This is a genomic window from Glycomyces sp. YM15 (genome assembly GCF_016918015.1).
Classification (GTDB): Bacteria; Actinomycetota; Actinomycetes; order Mycobacteriales; family Micromonosporaceae; genus Glycomyces.
This window is the reverse complement of the sequence record NZ_JAERMK010000015.1, coordinates 107,497-126,611: the sequence shown is the minus strand read 5'-3', so window position 1 is coordinate 126,611 and position 19,115 is coordinate 107,497. Positions and strand designations below refer to the sequence as shown.

15 protein-coding genes are annotated in these 19,115 nt (G+C 70.7%); 4 read left to right on the top strand and 11 right to left on the bottom strand.

Annotated features, from left to right (window positions below; all coding sequences use genetic code 11):
* Positions 1 to 1,098 precede the first annotated feature (1,098 nt).
* From JHY01_RS17185 to JHY01_RS17155, 7 genes are read right to left on the bottom strand one after another with little or no spacing between them, the layout of a single operon-like run.
* Positions 1,099 to 2,100, bottom strand: coding sequence for a sugar phosphate isomerase/epimerase (locus JHY01_RS17185; RefSeq protein ID WP_205326882.1), 1,002 nt, complete (start codon positions 2,098 to 2,100; stop codon positions 1,099 to 1,101).
* The gene (locus JHY01_RS17180; RefSeq protein WP_205326881.1) at positions 2,093 to 2,938 is read right to left on the bottom strand and encodes a sugar phosphate isomerase/epimerase; all 846 of its coding nucleotides are present in this window, start codon (positions 2,936 to 2,938) and stop codon (positions 2,093 to 2,095) included. The genes JHY01_RS17185 and JHY01_RS17180 overlap by 8 nt, the downstream gene beginning before the upstream one ends.
* Entirely contained in the window at positions 2,935 to 4,134 is a 1,200-nt protein-coding gene (locus JHY01_RS17175) for a substrate-binding domain-containing protein (RefSeq protein ID WP_205326880.1), read from the bottom strand. Before JHY01_RS17175 ends, JHY01_RS17180 begins: the two co-directional genes overlap by 4 nt.
* A gap of 12 nt (positions 4,135 to 4,146) precedes the next feature.
* Entirely contained in the window at positions 4,147 to 5,130 is a 984-nt protein-coding gene (locus JHY01_RS17170) for an ABC transporter permease (protein ID WP_205326879.1), read from the bottom strand.
* Positions 5,127 to 6,134, bottom strand: a complete 1,008-nt coding sequence (locus tag JHY01_RS17165; RefSeq protein WP_205326878.1) for an ABC transporter permease — start codon at positions 6,132 to 6,134, stop codon at positions 5,127 to 5,129. Before JHY01_RS17165 ends, JHY01_RS17170 begins: the two co-directional genes overlap by 4 nt.
* On the bottom strand, positions 6,131 to 7,636 hold the full coding sequence (locus tag JHY01_RS17160; RefSeq protein ID WP_205326877.1) for a sugar ABC transporter ATP-binding protein: 1,506 nt from the start codon (positions 7,634 to 7,636) through the stop codon (positions 6,131 to 6,133). The genes JHY01_RS17165 and JHY01_RS17160 overlap by 4 nt, the downstream gene beginning before the upstream one ends.
* On the bottom strand, positions 7,633 to 8,727 hold the full coding sequence (locus JHY01_RS17155) for a Gfo/Idh/MocA family protein (RefSeq protein ID WP_205326876.1): 1,095 nt from the start codon (positions 8,725 to 8,727) through the stop codon (positions 7,633 to 7,635). Before JHY01_RS17155 ends, JHY01_RS17160 begins: the two co-directional genes overlap by 4 nt.
* Positions 8,728 to 8,797: 70 nt before the next feature.
* On the opposite strand from JHY01_RS17155, the gene JHY01_RS17150 reads away from it, so the two are divergent.
* Entirely contained in the window at positions 8,798 to 10,042 is a 1,245-nt protein-coding gene (locus tag JHY01_RS17150; RefSeq protein WP_205326875.1) for an ROK family transcriptional regulator, read from the top strand.
* Positions 10,043 to 10,044: 2 nt separating this feature from the next.
* Positions 10,045 to 10,974 carry an aldo/keto reductase gene (locus JHY01_RS17145; RefSeq protein WP_205326874.1) on the top strand — a complete coding sequence of 310 codons (930 nt, stop codon included), beginning with the start codon at positions 10,045 to 10,047 and terminating at the stop codon, positions 10,972 to 10,974.
* A gap of 42 nt (positions 10,975 to 11,016) precedes the next feature.
* Here the strand turns inward: JHY01_RS17145 and JHY01_RS27805 are convergent, their stop codons facing one another.
* Positions 11,017 to 14,280, bottom strand: coding sequence for a DUF4132 domain-containing protein (locus JHY01_RS27805; protein ID WP_205326873.1), 3,264 nt, complete (start codon positions 14,278 to 14,280; stop codon positions 11,017 to 11,019).
* Between the two features lie 53 nt (positions 14,281 to 14,333).
* Positions 14,334 to 14,894, bottom strand: coding sequence for a TetR/AcrR family transcriptional regulator (locus JHY01_RS17135; protein WP_205326872.1), 561 nt, complete (start codon positions 14,892 to 14,894; stop codon positions 14,334 to 14,336).
* Between the two features lie 91 nt (positions 14,895 to 14,985).
* On the opposite strand from JHY01_RS17135, the gene JHY01_RS17130 reads away from it, so the two are divergent.
* Entirely contained in the window at positions 14,986 to 15,828 is an 843-nt protein-coding gene (locus JHY01_RS17130; RefSeq protein WP_205326871.1) for an alpha/beta fold hydrolase, read from the top strand.
* A 52-nt stretch (positions 15,829 to 15,880) separates the two neighbouring features.
* Here JHY01_RS17130 and JHY01_RS17125 read toward each other — a convergent pair whose 3' ends face one another.
* On the bottom strand, positions 15,881 to 17,416 hold the full coding sequence (locus JHY01_RS17125; protein WP_205326870.1) for an Hsp70 family protein: 1,536 nt from the start codon (positions 17,414 to 17,416) through the stop codon (positions 15,881 to 15,883).
* Positions 17,417 to 17,667: 251 nt separating this feature from the next.
* On the opposite strand from JHY01_RS17125, the gene JHY01_RS17120 reads away from it, so the two are divergent.
* Complete coding sequence (locus JHY01_RS17120; RefSeq protein WP_205326869.1) at positions 17,668 to 18,438, top strand: NAD(P)H-dependent oxidoreductase; 771 nt, start codon at positions 17,668 to 17,670, stop codon at positions 18,436 to 18,438.
* 59 nt (positions 18,439 to 18,497) lie between these two features.
* On the opposite strand, the gene JHY01_RS17115 is transcribed toward JHY01_RS17120, so the two are convergent.
* Positions 18,498 to 18,959 carry a hypothetical protein gene (locus tag JHY01_RS17115; RefSeq protein WP_205326868.1) on the bottom strand — a complete coding sequence of 154 codons (462 nt, stop codon included), beginning with the start codon at positions 18,957 to 18,959 and terminating at the stop codon, positions 18,498 to 18,500.
* Positions 18,960 to 19,115 lie beyond the last annotated feature (156 nt).

The following is a 19,115-nucleotide window of genomic DNA, read 5'->3' as shown; positions in this document are numbered from 1 at the left end:
GAGCACGACCCGCCAGCGTCAACGGTGAGGCCACACCGAGCGAATAGAGGACTCGGCACGGCGACACCGCAAGCACGTCCATGGCGAGCACCACCCCGTCCCGGCAGCGCCGCGCCCGCAAGCCCGCGCGACTGCAGGACGGACCCCGAGGAACGGCAAACGATCCTCGGGAGGCGAACCCGCCACCGGCAACCACCCGGACCATCACCGGGAGGCCGCACCACTCCCTCAGGGACGGCAGGCAACCACATCCGCCCCTGGCAGGGACGGCGCGCGGCCAGGCGAAAGCCGAAGGGCCGGAACCGGAAGCCGAAGCAAGACCAGCAGGACCAGCAGGACCAGCAGGGCCAGCGAGGGAAGCAAGCGGAGCAGCGGGAAGGAGGCGACACAGGCGCATGAGGACCACGACCATGCACACGAACACGGACATGGACAAGAGCGCAACCGAGCCGAACTCGGCGGCTGACCGCTCCCGTGCCGCCGACCGCCCCGCCGCTGCGGCATCCGGACGGACCCACCCGGCCCGACCGGAAGCGACCACCGGCCCCGCCCCGGCGACACACCCCCGGGCCACCGCCCACCACACCATCGCCGCCGGTTTGAAGCCGGATCGAAACGTCGCCCGGCCCCGGACACCAAGCCCACGGCGCCACCCGGCCGCCACCGCCACCAGCGGCACCGCCGCCACCGGCGTCGTGAGCGACACGAGCGCGCCGCTCCAGCAACAGCAGCAACAGCAGCAACAGCAGGGGCAGGCTCGAGTCCGGGCGGGTCCTCAAGCGCGGCGGGGTCCCCAGTGCGCCGCGAACCGCCGCCGGGGCCCTAGCGCGGCCAGGACCCCAAGTCCCGCCCGGGTCCCGCATCCGGCCCGAGCCGCTATCGCGGCGAGGGCCCCGACTCCTGCCAGGACCCCGAGTCCGGCCTCAGCGACGGCAACGCACCCGAATCCCGCCACTTCAGTCGCTGATCGCATTGACCGCGATCGGCAACCAGCCCGCACGGCGGCATCACGCCCCCGACGCGATCCTCACCGCTCCGTCGCTGACCGCTCTGACCGCGACCGGCAACCAGCCCTCACGACAGCATCACGCCCGCGCCTTAGTCGGAGCTGAACGCGGCGTCGAAGGACGCGGCGGGGCGGTCGAAGTTCAAGTCCCGCACGTACGCAAGGGCTTCGGGGGCGCCGCGGAGACGGTCCATGCCCGCGTCCTCCCACTCGATCGAGATCGGGCCCGCGTAGCCGATCGCGTTGAGCACCCGGAAGCAGTCCTCCCAGGGCACGTCGCCGTGCCCCGTGGACACGAAGTCCCAGCCGCGCCGCGGGTCGCCCCACGGCAGGTGCGAGGAAAGGCGGCCGCCCCGGCCGTCGAAACGCTTGCGGGTGTCCTTGCAGTCCACGTGGTAGATCCGCTCCCGGAAGTCCCACAAGAACGCCGCCGGATCGATGTCCTGCCACACCATGTGGCTCGGGTCCCAGTTGAGCCCGAACGCGCTGCGGTGCCCGACCGCTTCGAGGGTGCGGTGCGTCGACCAGTAGTCGTAGGCGATCTCCGAGGGGTGCACCTCGTGCGCGAACCGCACCCCGACCTCGTCGAACACGTCGAGGATCGGGTTCCAGCGGGCCGCGAAGTCGTCATAGCCCGCCTCGATCACCGCCTCCGATACCGGCGGGAACATCGCGACGTACTTCCACACGGCCGAGCCGGTGAAGCCCACGACCGTGTCGACGCCGAGCTTCGCGGCGGCCCGCGCGGTCGCCTTCATCTCCTCGGCGGCGCGCCCGCGCACGCCCTCGGGCTCGCCGTCGCCCCACACGCGGGAGGGCACGATCGCCTTGTGGCGGTCGTCGATCGGGTCGTCGCAGACCGCTTGGCCCACCAGGTGGTTCGAGATCGTCCACAGTCCCAGGCCATGCGATTCGAGGATCGCCTTGCGCTCGGCGACGTAGTCGTCGTCCTCGGCGGCCCGCACCACGTCGAGGTGGTCGCCCCAGCAGGCGACTTCGAGCCCGTCGTAGCCCCAGCCCGCGGCGAGCCGGCACACCTCCTCGAACGGCAGGTCGGCCCACTGGCCGGTGAACAGTGTGATGGGTCTAGGCATCCGTGAGACTCCTCAGATAGGTCAGTCCGTCGACGGCGAGGGCGTCTTGGGTCGGCGCGAGCGGCCGCCATATGGAAGCGGCCGTCGCGATAGTCGCATTGTGCGCGGTGAACGACTCGATGACAAGGGGCCCGGTGTACCCGGCCAGGTCGAGGGCGTGCAGGATCGAACGCCAGTCGAGGTGGTCGCGGCCGGGCGAGCCCCGGTCGTTGGCGCTGACCTGGACGTGCCCGATCCGGTCCCCGGCCCGCACGATCGCGGCCGGGAGATGGGTCTCCTCGATGTTCATGTGGTAGACGTCGAGTGCCAGCGCGGTGCCGGGCAGTCCGTCCAGTGCCTCCAGTGCCTGGTCGACGGTGTTGATGAGGCTGGTCTCGTAGCGGTTCAACGGTTCCACGGCGACGGTGACGCCGCGTTCGGCGGCGTAGTCGGCGACCGGGGCGAGGTGTTCGCGCAGTTCGCGGTAGGCCGCGGGCCGGTCTTGGACGCGCCAGGTGCGGCCGACGGAGGCGTAGGCGGGTCCGGCGATGACCTTGGAGCCCACCGCTACGGCGGCGTCGACGACGCGGCGCAGGTAGTCCTGGGTCTGGGCGACGACGGCGCGCGGGGCGTCGACGAGTTCGCGTCCCTCGCCCATCACGAGCACCACGGTGGCGTCGAGGCCGAGTCTCTTCAGGATCTCGTCGGCGCGCTTCGGGTCCCAGTCGCCGGGGTGCTCGACGGGGAGTTCGATGGCGTCGAATCCCCAGTCGCGCACGCGCACTGCGAGCCGGGCCAGGACCTCGTCGTCGAGCGGCGAGGCCCAGACCCAGGTGTTGACGCCGATGGTGCGGGTCAACGGTCGCGCCAGGCGTCGGGGAAGCCGGGCAGGTCCTCGCCGCCGAACTTGGCGTAGTGCAGCGAGGGCATGTCGGCGTTGCGTTCGAGGTAGTCGTCCAAGTCGGCCTCCGTGATCGGCTCCTGCGGCAGTACCCATTCCGACGGTACCTGCTCGCCCTTGAGGATCATGGTCGCCGCCAGAACCGGGGTGCGCCACTGGAAGTTGGAGTAGACGGGGGCGATCGCGGTCATGCCGGTCTCCTGCCATTTGCGCAGGAACGAGAGTTCGTCCTCGCCGGCCATCACCGGGTAGGGCTTCCCGGCGTCCTCGAACGCCTCGATCGCGGCGACGGCGCCGTCGCCGGCGTCCATCCAGATGCCGTCGACGTCGCCGCGCTGCAGGTACTGGGTGACGATGTTCTTGATCTCGGCGGCGTCGCCGCCGGTGAACTCGTTGCCGAGGATTTCGAGGTCGGCGTCGCCGAAGATCTCCTGCGCGGCGGCCCAGCGGTGTTCGAGGACGTCGACGCCGGGGAGGATGCGCAGCGCGAGCACCGTGGAGCCGGGTTCGAGGTTGTCGACGAGGAACTCGGCGGCGTCGGCGCCGTACGCGTAGCCGCCGATCGGGTGGATGAAGGTGGTCGCGCAGTCGGTGTTGACGCCGCGGTCGAACACGATCACGGGAATGCCCGAGGCGCAGGCGGTCTCGACCGCGGGTGTGAGGGTCGCGGTGGTGGAGGGCGAGATGATGAGCGCGTCGCATTCGCCGGAGTCGACGAACGCCTGGATGTCGGAGATCTGCCGGTCGTCGTCGTCACCGGCGTCGGAGGTGCGGAACTCGCCGATCTCCCCGGCCTCTTGGAGGACCTTCACCTGCTCCTGCATGGTGATCCAGCCGGTGACGCGCCACGGGTTGGAGACCGAGGCGTTGGAGAAGCACACGGTGGCGTCGCCGCCTTCGCGCGCGAACTGGCTCGTGTCGACCCATTCGGGTTCGATCGCCTGCAGCCAGGGCGTGTCGGGGTCGCCTTCGGGTTCGATGTCGCGCTGGGCGAGCTGCTCGTCGTATTCGGCCTGGACGAACCACTCATCGCCGGATTCGGCGGTGCTGGCGTCCTCCTCGGCGGGTTCGGTCGGCGTATCGGTGGTGCATCCGGTCGCGAGCAGCAGCCCGAGGGCGGCCGCCGCGGCGAGGGCGAGGCGTGTGGTCTGCATGGTGCCTTCTTTTCATGAGGGTGTGGCGGTGGATTGCAGGGCGGGTCGGATGCGCCGCCGGGCCGCGTAGGCGACGGCGGCGATGATGATGACGCCCTGCACGGCGGGCCGGAGCGTCGCGGGCAGCGCCATCTGGTTGAACAGCGTGAACAGGGCTTCGATCGCGAGTGCCCCGGCCATGGCGGCGAGCGCTGTGCCGCGGCCGCCGCCGAGTGCGACGCCGCCGAGGACGACGGCGGTGATGACGGTGAACTCGAGGCCTTCGCCGACTTGGGCGCTGACGCCGGCGAACCCTCCGATGAGGATGCCGGCGATCGTGGCGGAGACACCGGAGAGGACGAACGCGGCGGTGCGGACGGTGTCGACGCGGGCGCCGGAGCGGTTCGCGGCGAGCTCGTTGTCGCCCGAGGCCATGAGGATCCGGCCGAATCTGGTGCGCATCAATGCGATCGCGCCCGCGCCGACACCGATCATGATGAGCAGGGCCCACGGGATCTGGAAGAGCGGCGTCTGGATGCCGAGCCGCCCGGGCGTGCGGAACGCGTCGGAGAGCGCGCCGGTCGGTGCGCCGCCGGTCCAGAGCCGGATCGCGCCGTACAGGACCAGGAGCATGCCGAGGGTGGTGATGAACGACTGGACTTTCAGGACGGTGGTGATGAGGCCGTTGATCAGGCCCACACCGATGCCGAAGGCGAGCATGACGAGCATGACGGGGACCGTGCGGGATTCTTCGCCGTCGATGAGGCGCGCGGCGATCACCACTTGGGCGCCGACGAGCGCGCCGACGGAGAGGTCGAAGTTCCCCGAGACGATCACGAAGTACTGCCCGGCCGCGAGGATGACCAGCGGCGCGGCCTGTTTGAGGAAGGCCATGAGCGAGGGGGCCGCGAAGAACCCGGGGTTGATCGCGAGGATGAGCGCGAAGACGAGCGCGAGCAGGAGGAACACGGTGCCCGCGCCTTGGAGGGCGGCGCCGAGCCGTTTGACGTGGGTCATGACGCCCTCCCTGCGGCCGCGGCGAAGCGGGGTCTGCGGGCGGTGCGGTCGAGCTGGCGGCGGGCGTAGAGGGCGACGGCGGCGATGATGACGACGCCGCGCAGCACGTCCTTCGCGAACGGGTCGATCTGCATCACGTTGAACACGGTGTCGAGCACGGCCAGGATCGCCACGCCTGCAACGGTTCCCGCGACGCCGCCCTTGCCGCCGAGGAGCAGCGTGCCGCCGAGCACGACGGCGGCGATCGCGTCCAGCTCGTAGAGGTTCGTGTAGGCCTCGGCCGAGCCGGTGCCGAACCGGGCCGCGAGCAGCAGCCCGGCGAGGCCCGCGCTCATGCCGCACAGGACGTGGGCGGTGAGCAGCACGCGGGTGGTGCGGATGCCGGACATGCGCGCCACCTCGACGTCGCCGCCGACGGCGTACATGTGGTGTCCGGTGCGGGTCGACCTGAGGAACCAGACCGCCGCGGCGGCGACGGCGAGCATGACGACCGTGGAGACGGGGATGAACGCGAACCTGGTGTAGCCGAGGGCCTGCTGGAACGCGAACGGCACGTCCCCGGCCGGGCCCTTGTACTCGGTGTCCAGGTAGCCCTTGAGGATCAGCCCCGTGCCGAGGGTCGCGATGAACGGGTTCACTTTGAGGAACGCGACGATCGCGCCGTTCGCCGCGCCGATGAGCCCGGACACGAGCAGGACCAGGGCGACCGCGAGCGGCACGTTCCCGCTCTGACCGTCCATCGTGGTCGCCGCGACGAGGCTGGAGAGGGCCGCGGTGTAGCCGACCGAGAGGTCCAGGGACCGGCAGAGGATCACCAGGGTCATGCCGATCGCGAGGAACCCGGTGAGGCTGGTGCGCGTGAGCATGTCGACGAGGTGCGCGGTCGCGAAGAGGTTCCCGCCGTCGGCCGCGACGGCGGCCCCGCCGACCGCGAGCACGCCCGCGAGGGCCAGGTAGATCGCGACGGTGGCGCCGATGCGGGGGCGAGGGGTGAAGGCGGTCATTCGGCTTGCGTCCCTTCGCTCTGCGGACGGCGCCGACCGGTCGCGTACGCCATGACCTCCTGCTCGCTCGCGCCGCCGGGCAGCTCCCCGGCGATGCGGCCGTCGTGGAGGACCGCGATCCGGTCGGCCAGGCCGATCACCTCGATGAGCTCGGAGGCGATGAGCAGCACCGCGAGCCCTTCGGCCGCGAGGGAGCGGATCACCGCGTACAGCTTGTGCTTGGCGCCCACGTCGATCCCGCGCGTCGGCTCGTCGAGCACGATCACGCCCGGTTCGGCGGCGAGCCACTTCGCGACCACCACCTTCTGCTGGTTGCCGCCCGAGAGGTACTGCACCTCCTGGTCGCCGCCGCGCGCCACGAGGTCGAGGCTCGAGAGGATCCCGTCGATGCGGGCCAGCCGCCGCCGCGAGTGGACCCGGGCGTTCGCGTCGAGCACCATGCGCGCGTTGGCCTTCACCGACTGGCGCAGCGCGAGGCCCTGGGCCTTGCGGTCCTCGGTGACCAGCGCGATCCCGGCCGCGATCGCCTTGCGGGGACGGGTGATCCGCACCGGCCTGCCGTCGACCGCGACCGTGCCGCGAGTGAACGGGGTGATGCCGAAGACCGCCTCGGCGATCTCGGTGCGGCCCGAGCCCTGCAGTCCGGCCAGGCCGACGATCTCGCCCGCGCGCACTTCCAGGTCGATGCCGTCCACATAGTCGTTCCCGCAGCCGTCGATCCGCAGCCGGACCTCGCCGGGCTCGGTGCCCGCCGCGCGGGGCGGGAACTGCGCCTCGATGCGTCGACCGACCATGCGCGTCACGAGTTCGTCGGGGGTGATGTCGGCGGTGGCGACGCTCTCGACCAGGCGGCCGTCCTTGAGGATCGTGATCCGGTCGCACAGGTCGAAGATCTCCCGGAGCCGGTGGGAGACATAGAGAACGGCGACGCCCCGCTCGCGCAGCCGCTGCACGAGCCGGTACAGCAGCGCGACCTCCGCGTCCGCCAGCGCGGCGGTCGGCTCGTCCATGCAGATGAGGTCCGCGCCGTGGGAGAGGGCCTTCGCGATCTCGGTGATCTGCTGGTGCGCGACCGAGAGCGAGCCGACCTTGGCCGCCGGGGAGAGGTCGGCGACGCCGAGGTCGGCGAGGGCCGCGGCGGTGGTCTCGTGCATGGCGCGGCGGTCGATGGCGCCGCGGCGGCGCGGTTCGTGTCCGAGGTGGACGTTCTCGGCGACGGTGAGCTCGGGGAGGAGGTTGAACTCCTGGAAGACCGAGGCGATGCCCGCGCGCTGGGCGGCGGCGGGGTGGGTGAAGGAGACGGCGCGGCCGTCCAGCTCGATGGTGCCGGCGTCGGCGGTGTGGACGCCGGCGAGGATCTTCATGAGCGTGGACTTGCCGGCGCCGTTCTCCCCCACCAGGGCGTGGACCTCGCCCCTGCTCACGGTGAGGTCCACTGCGGAGAGGACGGGGACGCCGAGGAAGGCCTTGTCGATGCCGCGCATGTTGAGCAGTGCGGTCATCGCGGGACCTCCGCCCAGTCGCGGATGCGGCCGGAGGCGAGGACGGCTTCGGCGAGGTCGGCGGCGCGGAGGCCGTCGTCGAAGGTGGGGAGGCCGTCGGGGTCCTCGCCGTCGATGGCGGCGCGGGTGTCGGCGACGAACGCGTCGAAGCAGTCCTGGTAGCCCTGGGCGTGTCCGGCGGGGACGCGGGCGAGGCGGGCGGCGTCGGGGCTGAGGTGGTCGGGGTCGCGCATGAGGACGGCGTTCTGGTCGCGGCCGCCGATCCAGAGGGTCTCGGGGCGTTCCTGGTCGAAGGCGAGGGTGGATTCGGTGCCGGAGATCTCGAGGAGGAGCCGGTTCTTGCGCCCGGCGGAGACCTGGCTGATGACGGTGGAGCCGATCATCCCGCCGTCCGTTGCGAACTGCAGCGTGACGATGTCCTCTGTGGATACGTCGCGTCCGGATCGCCGGGGGTTGGCGGTGGCGAGCTGGGCGTTGACGGCGGTGATGCGGTCGCCGGTGACGAATTCGAGGAGGTCGCACCAGTGCGAGCCGATGTCGCCGAAGGCGCGGAGCGCGCCGCCCTTGTCGGCGTCGACCCGCCAGTTGTCGTCGCCGGGGCGCAGGAGCCAGTCCTGGAGGTAGGAGCCGTGGGCGAGGGTGAGCCGGCCGATCTGTCCATTGGCGACTCGGGCGCGGGCCTCGCGGACCATCGGGTGGAAGCGGTAGACGAACGGGACGGTGGCGACGACTCCGGCTTCGGCGGCGGCCTCGGTCATGGCGCGGGCGGTCGCGGCGTCGGTGGCGAGGGGCTTCTCGCAGACGACGTGCTTCCCGGCGGCTATGGCGGCCAAGGCGATCGGGGCGTGGAGGTGGTTGGGGACGCAGACGTGGACGACATCGGCGGCGTCGAGGGCCGCGTCGAGGTCGTCGAACACGGCTTCGGCGCGGAGGTCCGCGGCGGCTTCGCGGGCCCGGTCCGGAGTGGACCCCGCTATCCCCGCGACCGATCCCCCGGCGACGGCGATCGCGCGGGCGTGGACGCGCCCCATGAAGCCGGTGCCGATTACTGCCGCACGGTAGTCCTGCCGGGTGATCGTGACGTGAGCCATATGACGACCGTAGGGCAGACTTATGACAGAGCACAAGCAAAAGTTGTCGGCGTTATGAAACAGTTACGTCATGCCTGCGTCCAAACCCGTGTGGTTCACTAGTCGTGTGACAGATGGTTCGCCCGTGCCCCGCCGTCCGGCCCCAGGGGCCTCGGTCGGCGCCGGAGCGCTGCTCCAGCTCCTGCGCGACGGCGCCCCGCGGACCCGCTCCGAACTCGCGGCGCTCACCGGTCTCGCCCGCTCCACCGTCACCGGCCGCATCGACGCGCTGCTCGCCGCCGGGCTCATCGCCCCCACCGGCGAGACCGCCTCCACCGGCGGCAGACCGCCCGCCACGTTCGCGTTCAACCCCGCCGCGCGCATCGTCCTCGGCGCCGACCTCGGCGCCACCCACGCCCGGCTCGCCGTCACCGACCTCGCCGGGAACGTCCTCGCCGTCACCAACGCCGACCTCGACATCGCGTTGGGCCCCAAGCCGGTTCTCGACTGGACCGTCGAACACGGCCTCGCGCTCCTCGCCGAAGTCGGCCGCCCAGCGAGCGATCTCCTCGGTGTCGGCATCGGCCTCCCCGGGCCCGTCGAGCACGACACCGGCCGCGCCGTCAGCCCGCCGATCATGCCCGGCTGGGACGGCTTCGAGGTCCCCGCGTACGTGCGCGAACGCATCCCGGTGCCCGTCATGGTCGACAACGACGTCAACATCATGGCCCTCGGCGAGCACTTCACCGCCTGGCCCGAATACGAGCACCTGCTGTTCATCAAGGCCGCCACCGGCATCGGCTGCGGCATCATCGCCAGTGGCCAGGTCTACCGGGGAGCCCAAGGCGCGGCGGGCCACTGGGGGCACAACCGCGTCGCCGGCGCCGGCGACGTCCACTGCCGCTGCGGCAACACCGGCTGCCTCGAAGCCGTCGCCTCCGGTGCGGCCATCGCCAAGAACCTCACCGAGCAGGGCATCCGCGCGGGCGGCTCCCTCGACGTCGTCGACCTCGCCCGCTCCGGCTCCGTCCCCGCCCTCCGCCTCGTCCGCCAGGCCGGACGCGACATCGGCGAAGTCCTCGCCGGAGCCGTCAACTTCTTCAACCCGTCGATCATCGTCATCGGCGGCTCCCTCTCGCTCGCCGGGGACCACCTCATCGCGGGCGTCCGCGAGGTCATCTACCAGCGATCGCTGCCCTTGGCCACCAGGCACCTGCGCATCGCGGCCGCCCGCACCGGCGAGAGCAGCGGCGCGATCGGCGCGGGCGTCATGGTCATCGAACACGCCCTCGACCCCGCCCGCCTCGATAGCACCGATTTCAAGACGAACGGATGAACATGCAGCGCAACACTCTCGGCCCGACCGGACTCGAAGTCACGCCCCTGTGCATAGGCACCAGCACGCTCGCCGGGTTCGACTCGGTGTACGGGTACGAAGTGGACGACGAGCGGGCCGTCCAGACGATCCTCGCCGTCTTCGACAGCGAGGTCAACTACCTCGACACCGGCAACAACTACGGCAAGGACGGCCTGTCCGAGCGCCGCATCGGCGAGGCCATCCGCCGCCGCGGCGGCCTCCCCGAAGGCTTCGTCCTCCAGACCAAAGTCGATGCCGACCCCGAGACCGGCGACTACTCCGGCGACCGCGTGCGCAGGTCCCTCGAAGAGAGCCTCGAACGCCTCGGCGTCGACCACCTGCCGATCCTCGCCCTGCACGACCCCGAGTTCATGAAGCAGGACGGCTTCGCGCCCGGCGGCGCCCTCGAAGCGCTCATCGAGATCCGCGAATCCGGCGTCGCCGACCACCTCGCCGTCGCCTCCGGCGACGTGCAGCTCAGCCAGCGCTACCTCGACACCGGCGAATTCGACCTCGTGCTCAACCACAACCGGTACACGCTGCTCAACCGCGAGGCCGAGGAGCTGTTCACCAAGGCCCGCGCGGGCGGCCTCGGCGTCCTCAACGCCGCCCCCTACGGCGGCGGGATGCTCGCCAAAGGCCCTGCGCAGCAGCCGAAGTACTGCTACGGGGAACGCGACGAGGCCATCGCCGCCGCCGCGTTCGCCATGAGCGAGGCGTGCGAGCGCGCCGGGGTGCCGCTCATCGCCGCCGCCCTCCAGTTCTCGACCCGCTCACCGCTCGTCGACTCCACAGTGGTCGGCATCTCCCGACCCGAGCGGGCCGCCGAGACCATCGCGCTCCTCGACGTCGAGATCCCCCAATCCCTCTGGGACGAGCTCGAGTCGCTGGTCCCCCAGGCCCGAATCTGAGCCGGGGTGTTCCCCGGGGCGGGCCCCGGGGAACACCTCCCGCTAAGCGGACCGGCTGAGCCGCGACACCACGAGCAGGATCTCGGAGACCGCCACCGGGCTGACCGCGTCCCCTTCGGGCAGCACCAGTTCGACGTTCTCGAGGGTCTGCTCGACGCTGTTGTCGAACCCGTAGCCGGGGTGGACGCCGGGGGTCGAGTCGAGGAACACGTAACCCCCCTCGGGGAACTCGCGGTACAGGCCGTAGCCGCCGCCGCGGGCCTGCGGCCCGCCGAACTTCCAGCCCCGGTTGAGCAGCCCGATGAGCGGCCCGCCGCCGGCCTTCACGCCCTCGAACCGCGCCACATGGCCGCTCTTGCGGTCCTCTTCGGACCGTTCGAACACGGGCCGCGCCAACTGGTCGAACGGCTGCAGGATCTCGTAGTCGGCGAACACCGAGGCCCACGCCTCGACCTCGTCCCCGAGGGTGAGCGGGTGCGCCAGTCGCACCGCCGCGTCCTCGGGCAGCTCGAACGGCTCGTCCTCGACGTCGGCGAGGGTCCGGTCCTCGGCGAGCCTGAACGCCGTGCCCCCGGCCTCCCACACCAGGCGGCTCGAGAGGTGCCACATGAGCGGGTGGTCGATCAGGAACTCCTGGAACTCCTCCCGCGACCACGTGCGCCTGCCCATGGCCGCTTCGAGGCGCTTGACCTGCTCGGCGGCCGTGGCCTTGAGGTCGCGGCGCAGCGTCGTGAACCGCTCGTACGCCGGCTGCGCGAGCTCCGGGTCGTCCTTGGCGTTCGGCTTCGGCGCGCTCGCCTTGCGCTTCCGCTGCTCGTCGAGCACGTACGGCTTCAATGCCTCGTCGAACTCGATCGTGAACGAGCGGGGCCCGTAGTCGAGCACCAGCGACTCCTCGGCCAGCCCGAAGTCCGGCACGAGCCGGTCCCCCAGCTGGTCGAGCGTCAGCTCCAGCCGCTCGGCGATCACCTCGATCTGCTCGTTCGCGGTCTTCTTGAGCGCCTTGAACTTCGCCTTCTGCGCGATGCCGTGCACGGCCCGCAGAGCGGACTCCGAGCCGACCCCGCCCAGCACCTCCAGGCCGCGCACCGCCTTGCGGTTCTGGCCCTGGCCCGGCCATTCGCGGATGCGCTCGGTGAGGCGCCGCACCGCGTAGTCGTCGGCGAAGCGCTGCAACTGGTCCATCGCCCACGCGTCCTTCGACGGGGACCCCGCCGAGAGCCACAGCTCGAACAGGCCCCAGGAGAACGCCGCGAGCGACTCCGGGGCGCACTCGCCGGCCAGCACGTCGACGCCCGGGTACGGGCGCTCCGACTCGTCCATCGCCAGTGCCGTCATCAGCGTGCGCACGGCCGCGTCCGGCAAGGCCTCCGCGCGGTCCCCGAGCAGCACCTGCGGGAGCATCGCCGGGTCGGCCCACGCGCCGGGCTTGGGGATGCGCGGCAGCTGGGGGTCGAACGGGTCGGCGTCGAGCAGCGCGGCGACGGCCGCGGCGGCCTCTTCGCCGTACGTCGCCGCATGTTCGTCCACAACGGAGCGGTCGAGGTACCGCAGTGCGTCCATGGCGGCCTTGCGGAGCTTCGCGTCCTTGCCCACGGCGTCGGGGACCAGGAACGCGGCGGCGTCGCCGGAGTGCCGGTCGAACCAGGACTGGGCGGCGGCGCGTTCGTTGCGGGAGCGGGAGAGCCAGCCCGCGGCCAACCGTGCGGCGTCGAGGTTCACGAGGGGCTGCAGTGCATCGCGGAACGAGGTCTTGCGCTTGAGCAGCGCCATCACATGCGCTTTGACCTCGTCGCCGTAGCGGGCCAGGATCGGTTTGAGGGTTGCGATGGTGAGGGATCCCGAAGTGCCGTCCCATTTCGGGAGCAGCGGCCGGGTGCGGTCGTCGGAGGCGTAGGCGATGAAGTGGTTGAACGCCCAGTCGCTCGGGTCCTCGGCGGTCCTCCGCCCCCAGCGGGAGGGGTCGGACCAGTAGTCGGCCGCGTAGCCGGAGAGTACGCGCCACTCCTCCTGTTCACCTGGGGCCCAGCGGATCTGGTCGACGTCCGGGGGCGTGAGAGCAAGGGCGGCCCGCTTGGAGGCGGGCTTCGCGTACGGAGCCCAAGGGGGCGTGGTGAAGACCTCCGGGAGGGTCTCGGCGACGGGGTGGCGGCGGCCCAGCAGCTCCGTAAGGCGGTCCCGCTCGGCCTCGTTCAGGGTTTCGGCGGCGTCGAGGAGGCCGTTCGCGCGAGCGAACCCCGAGAGGCGGACCCTGCCGGCGGCGTGGGCGTTCGGCGCGAGCGAGAGGATCGTGCGCAGGGTGCGGACCGGGAAGCGGCGGGCGGCCTGCGCAGCTGCGGCCATGGCATGCGGGTTCGTCAGGTCGCCGAGGAGGTAGGCGAGTGCCGCTTCGGAGGGCAGGCGGCTGATGGCGTCGAAGAGGCGCTGGCGCACTTCGGTGCTCGGACGGTCCTCGCCTTCGAGGGTGTTCACGAAGACGGGGAACGCGTCGGCACCGAGGGCATTGACGACCAGGGCGATCCGCTCGGCAACATCCCCGTACACGCCGATCGAGGTGATGCCCGCACGCTCGACGTGCTCGGGCGTCGAGGCGATGGTCCAGATCAGTTCCTTGCTCCCGTACCGCCGCCCGCGCCATCCATTGTGGAAATCGAGGGCTTCGTGGGCCCAGTCCTCCTGGTCGGGCATGAGCATCGCTGCTCCGAACTTCTTCGCGTCGGAGGTGCGGTGCGCCGCGACCGGGTCACGGACGGTCGTGTACTCGTCTTCAGGAAGGGCCGCAAGGAGGGACCGCAGTCGTCCGATCCGGTGCAGGTGCTCACTGATGAGCGCGACCCGGTGCGCGTGGGGCGCCACGATGCTCACGTGCCCGTACTCGCCGCTGCGCTTCCAGTAGTACACCTCGTATCCGAGCATCTCGACCGCGGCGCGGCACGCGAAGGTGAGGCCGTGCGTGCCGATCCAGGCGTCCCTGCCGAGGTTCTCGACCTCCCTGCTGGAGCCCGGGGCCACCTGGGCGAGCATCGCGAGGGCCAGGGCGGCGCCGAGCGGGTCGGCCTCGCCGGCGATCCCGGCCCGGATCAGCGGCGCGTAGGCGGGGACGTCGAGGCCGTCGATGAGGCGGTCCAGGAGTTCGGCGTGTTCGGCGAAGAGCGCCTTCACCCGTTGCGGCGCATTGGGATCAATGGTCACCGGCCGCGGCGTGCCGCGTCCACGCCGGTCCATGGCGAACTCGTGCCACTCGTCGGGGAAGTCGATGCGGTCCTCGTCGACGGGCGCGGAGATCGAGGGATCAATTTCAGTCACGTTGAAGAGCATAGGAACCGAGTACGACACCGCCTCGCACATCGGCTCGGCGGTCAGGCCAGGGCGGCGTCGATCAGCACCTCGGCGGCGGCGCGGGCTTGGCCGGCGGCCTCGGGGGTGCCCGCGATCGCGGCGGTCGTCTGGGCGCCTTCGGCGAGGATCGCGATCTGGGCGGCGAGCGGTTCGGGCGCGCCGGCGTCGCGCACGAGGTCGGCGACGTACCGCTGGAACGCGGCCTTCTGCTCGCGGACGGTGCGGGTCACGTCGGGGTTGCCGTCGTGGAGCTCGCCGTAGGCGTTGATGAACGCGCAGCCGTTGAAGTCGGCTTCGCGGAACCAGGCGTCGAGGAAGTCGAAGACGGCCAGGATCTTCTCCCGCACGGTGGCGGCGCGGGCAGCGCTTGCGGCGATCCCGGCGTTCCACTGGGCGCGGCGGCGCTCGAGCACGGCCGCGACGAGCGCGTCCTTGGAGGGGAACAGGGAGTAGATGCGTTTGAGCGAGACGCCGGCAGCGGTGCGCACCGCGTCCATGCCCACCGCTTGCACACCGTGCGCGTAGAAGAGCTGGTCAGCGGCTTCCACCACCTGCGTCCGAGCAACTGTGTCGTCGATCATAGAAGAACTCCTTGCATTGAGAACGACCGTTCTCTATCGTAGTCCACAACAGCGGAGAACGATCGTTCTCCGCACCGAAAGGATCGCAGCCATGGGCACCATCACCGTCGGGACCGAGAACAGCACTCCCATCGAGCTCTACTACGAGGACCAGGGCAGCGGGCAGCCGATCGTCCTCATCCACGGCTACCCGCTCAACGGGCACAGCTGGGAGCGGCAGACCCGCGAGCTCCTCGCGGCCGGGTACCGCGTCATCACCTACGACCGCCGCGGCTTCGGCCAGTCGAGCAAGGTCGGCGCCGGATACGACTACGACACCTTCGCCGCGGACCTGAACCAGGTCCTCGAGACCCTCGACCTGCGCGACGTCATCCTCGTCGGCTTCTCGATGGGCACCGGCGAACTCGCCCGCTACGTCAAGAACCACGGCCACGACCGGGTCGCCAAGCTCGCCTTCCTCGCCTCGCTCGAACCGTTCCTGGTCCAGCGCGAGGACAACCCGGAGGGCGTCCCGCAGGAGGTCTTCGACGGCATCGCCGCCACCGCCAAGGCCGACCGGTACGCGTGGTTCACCCAGTTCTACAACGACTTCTACAACCTCGACGAGAACCTCGGCTCCCGCATCAGCCAGGAGGTCGTCACCGCCAACTGGAACACCGCCACGACCTCGGCGCCCGTCGCCGCCTACGCGGTCGTGCCCGCCTGGATCGAGGACTTCCGAGAGGACGTCGCGGCCGTCCGCGCCGCCGCCAAGCCCTCACTGATCCTCCACGGGGACAAGGACAACATCCTCCCCATCGACGCCACGGGCCGCCGCTTCCACAAGGCGTTCCCCGAGGCCGAGTACGTCGAGATCGCAGGCGCCCCACACGGTCTCCTGTGGACTCATGCCGAGCAGGTCAACGAAGCGCTCCTGGACTTCGTCCGCTCCTGATCGTCGCCGACGCCGCGGTCCCCTCCCAGCCGGGCGGGGGCCGCTTCGCCGTTCAGCAGGAGTCGGTGCCGACGTACACGTACTGCAGGGTGACCGTCGTATCCTGCTCGGCCCGCGACCCGCCGCTGGGCGACTGGGCGGTGACCTCGCAATCGCCGTATGAAGGGCTCTCGGTGTCGCGTCGGTCGCCTTGGGCCGCAATATTGGTGAAACCGGCCTCGGCGAGGATCCGCCTCGCGTCGGCCACCGTCGAGCCGACCACATCGGGCACTTCGGCGGCGGTTTCCGCCTGATCGGACGCGGGCGGGGCCAGCGGCGTCGCGCTGGAGGCCGGCGTGGAGTTCGAAGGCGAGGGCGAGACGCCGCCCGTCGACTCGACAGCCGCCTCTGTGGACGCTTCCCGCTCGGTCTCGGCCGGCTCGGCGGAGTCCCCGGCTTCCGACGGGGCGGGCTCGGCCTCGGCGACGGTCGTCTCGCCCACGACCTCGCTCGTGGGGGCGAGGCCGAGGCCGCCGTCGATCTCGTCGGCATCGTGCCCGCCGCGGTTGAGGAGCGCGACACCGACGAGCGAGGCGACCGCGAAGACGACCACCATGACCGTCACCATCACGTCCGGGCTCGTGCGCAACCGGGTGAATCCCACGGGAACCTCGGTCGGTTCGCCGCCGTCGCTTCGCATCCTGGCGAGTCCGGCCAGTGCCGCGCCCTCGGCGATCACCAGATCCGGCAGGTCGGGGCGCAGCGGCTCGACACCGAGATGATGGCCGAGGACCGCGGCCACCAGCGGCATCCGGCTCACCCCGCCGACCAGCAGCACGCCTGCGAGCTGATCGGTCTCGACGCCTGAGTCCCGCATCGCCTCCTCGACGAGGCCGACGGTCCGCAAGATCGCGGGAGTGAGGCACTGATCGGCGTCCTCCCTGGTCAGACGCAGGTCACGGGCGAGGCCGGGCAGCGAGAGGGCCACGGAGGGGTGGTCGGTCAGGTACTCCCGGGCGCGCCGGACCTCGTCGAGCACCTCGGCGCGCAGCGCGGTCTCGGCCGGATCCCCCGCGCGCGCCCAGAACTCGGGGTCGGCCGGGCGGTGCCGACCCGCGAGGTGCTCGAGCAGGAGCCGGTCGAACTCGCGCCCGCCGATGTCGTCGGCGCTCTTGGCGGCTTCGACCGTGTAGTGGTCGCTTTCGCGGCTCACGACGCCGATGTGACACGAGCCCGCGCCGATGTTGCAGACCACGAGGGGAGCTTGCGACTCTGCCTCGCCCCCTTGGACTTCGGCGTACTGCCGGGCGGCGGCTTCGGGCTCGGAGACGAGGAAGGCCGGTTCGAACCCGGCGTTCGCCGCCGCCTCGGCGTGCGCCCGACGGCGGGTCGAAGTCCAGGTGGCGGGCACGGCGAGCACGATGAGCGCGGGTTCATCGCCGGGAAGGCCGGGCACGGCCGCGTCATCTGCCCGGGCGGCCCCGAAGCGGGCCGCGCTCGAGGCCGCCTCCCCGGGCTCGGCCTTCTGATCGATGCGACGGGTCGACACGGTCGTGGTCGAGGACCCGAGGTCGACCCCCACTGCGACTGCTCGGGATGAGGGAGGCATGCGAGTGAGTCTATTGGGCCGAATCGAACCGATTCAATGGGTGGGGCCGGTCACAGGTTCCGCATCCTCTTGCGGCCCTGCAATTCCCTCAAACCGCTCACCGCCCGAACGATCCGCCGCCCTCCTGAGGAAACCCTCCTGACGTGCGGGGCCGCAGCCCGGTCAGGGTGGCCCCACCGGACCGGGGAACGCCCGTCCGGGGTCGAGCCGGACTCTGGTGCGCGCGAACGATCCGGGCCAGGCTTGGCGGCATGAAAGCACTGATCGTCCACGCGCACCCCGACGCGAACTCGTTGACCGCCACGCTGAAAGACCTCGCCGTGAGCTCCCTCCGCGCCGACGGGCACGACGTCGTCGTCTCCGACCTCTACGCCATGAAATGGCAGTCGGCCGCCGACTTCACGGACTTCGACGGCGTCACCGGACCGGACTTCATGCACGCCTCCGGCACCGCCTACGAAACCGGCCGCCTCTCCTCCGACATCCGCACCGAACAGCAGAAACTGCTCGACGCCGATCTCGTCATCCTGCTCTTCCCGCTCTGGTGGTTCACCGTTCCCGCGATCCTCAAGGGATGGATCGACCGCGTCTTCACCTACAACTTCGCTTACGGCGCAACGATCCCCCGCTACGGCGACGGACCCCTCGCCGGCAAGCGCGCCATGCTCGCCACCCTCACCGGCAGCCGCGCCGGCCACTACACGCCCCGAGGCGTCAACGGCCCCATCGACGACCTGCTCTTCCCGCTCAACCACGGCCTCCTCCACTTCACCGGCTTCGACGTCCTGCCGCCCTTCGTCGAACACAGCGCCGTCCACCTCAGCGAAGACCGCTACCTCCAGATCACCGACCGCTTCCGCCGGCGCCTCGCCACCGCCTTCACGACCGACCCCATTCCCTACCGCTCCGAAGCCGGCGGCGACTACACCGGCCTCACCCACTCCGACGCCTCAGAACTCGCACCCGGCTTGGAAACCCCGGGAACCACCGGCTTCAACCTCCACCTCGCCGACCCCCGCTGACGAGCAGCTGGCGGGATCCTGGAGCTCGATCGCTCAGTAGTATTGGGCGAGGCACGACGTCAGTCCCCCGAGTGCCCCCAGAAGACGACCTGTTCGGGCCCGCCTTCTCCCCAGAGCACGAGGTGCCGGGCGCTGTCCCTGTCGGCCTCGTACTCCCAGAGTTCCTCAGCCTTCTCTCCACCGGCGCGCTCCCAATCCTCAATAGTGGGCGTCGCCGATCCGAACAGCGCGACCAATTCGTCCGAGGTGAGGGCCAGACTCTGCTGGGGCAGCAAGTCGTCGAGTTCGACACCCGAGACGACCTCGCGGATATCCACGATCGAGTGCGCCCCTGGATAGTCGTTGCCGTACTTCGAGCCGTCCCATTCAGCGAGTGAACGCGGCTTCGCGTTCTCAGGGTCACCCTCAACCCAAGGCCAGTAGAAACCACCGGCCTCGAAGGTGTCACGGCGCAGTTTCGCGAAGGTCGCCTCGATCGAACCCTCCCACTTCACGGTGTAGTCCCAACTCGATGAACCCATGTCAGCTCCGATCCCTTGCAGGCCCGACGCGCACAACCGCGTTGGGCAGGTGCGTGAAAGATAAAGCGAGGGTCCGACACCGGCGCTTTCATCGCACCCGCAGCGACCCGGGGCAGTAGCAAACCAGCAGCCAACTGGTCCAACCCCGTCATTCCT

Excerpts from the sequence above, each read along its gene's own strand:
- JHY01_RS17135 (WP_205326872.1), bottom strand. The coding sequence starts at position 14,894 with ATGATCGACGACACAGTTGCTCGGACGCAGGTGGTGGAAGCCGCTGAC.
- JHY01_RS17170 (WP_205326879.1), bottom strand. The coding sequence starts at position 5,130 with ATGACCCACGTCAAACGGCTCGGCGCCGCCCTCCAAGGCGCGGGCACC.
- JHY01_RS17125 (WP_205326870.1), bottom strand. The coding sequence starts at position 17,416 with ATGCCTCCCTCATCCCGAGCAGTCGCAGTGGGGGTCGACCTCGGGTCC.
- JHY01_RS17165 (WP_205326878.1), bottom strand. The coding sequence starts at position 6,134 with ATGACCGCCTTCACCCCTCGCCCCCGCATCGGCGCCACCGTCGCGATC.
- JHY01_RS17185 (WP_205326882.1), bottom strand. The coding sequence starts at position 2,100 with ATGCCTAGACCCATCACACTGTTCACCGGCCAGTGGGCCGACCTGCCG.
- JHY01_RS17145 (WP_205326874.1), top strand. The coding sequence starts at position 10,045 with ATGCAGCGCAACACTCTCGGCCCGACCGGACTCGAAGTCACGCCCCTG.
- JHY01_RS17120 (WP_205326869.1), top strand. The coding sequence starts at position 17,668 with ATGAAAGCACTGATCGTCCACGCGCACCCCGACGCGAACTCGTTGACC.
- JHY01_RS17175 (WP_205326880.1), bottom strand. The coding sequence starts at position 4,134 with ATGCAGACCACACGCCTCGCCCTCGCCGCGGCGGCCGCCCTCGGGCTG.
- JHY01_RS17150 (WP_205326875.1), top strand. The coding sequence starts at position 8,798 with ATGCCTGCGTCCAAACCCGTGTGGTTCACTAGTCGTGTGACAGATGGT.
- JHY01_RS17130 (WP_205326871.1), top strand. The coding sequence starts at position 14,986 with ATGGGCACCATCACCGTCGGGACCGAGAACAGCACTCCCATCGAGCTC.
- JHY01_RS17160 (WP_205326877.1), bottom strand. The coding sequence starts at position 7,636 with ATGACCGCACTGCTCAACATGCGCGGCATCGACAAGGCCTTCCTCGGC.
- JHY01_RS17115 (WP_205326868.1), bottom strand. The coding sequence starts at position 18,959 with ATGGGTTCATCGAGTTGGGACTACACCGTGAAGTGGGAGGGTTCGATC.
- JHY01_RS17155 (WP_205326876.1), bottom strand. The coding sequence starts at position 8,727 with ATGGCTCACGTCACGATCACCCGGCAGGACTACCGTGCGGCAGTAATC.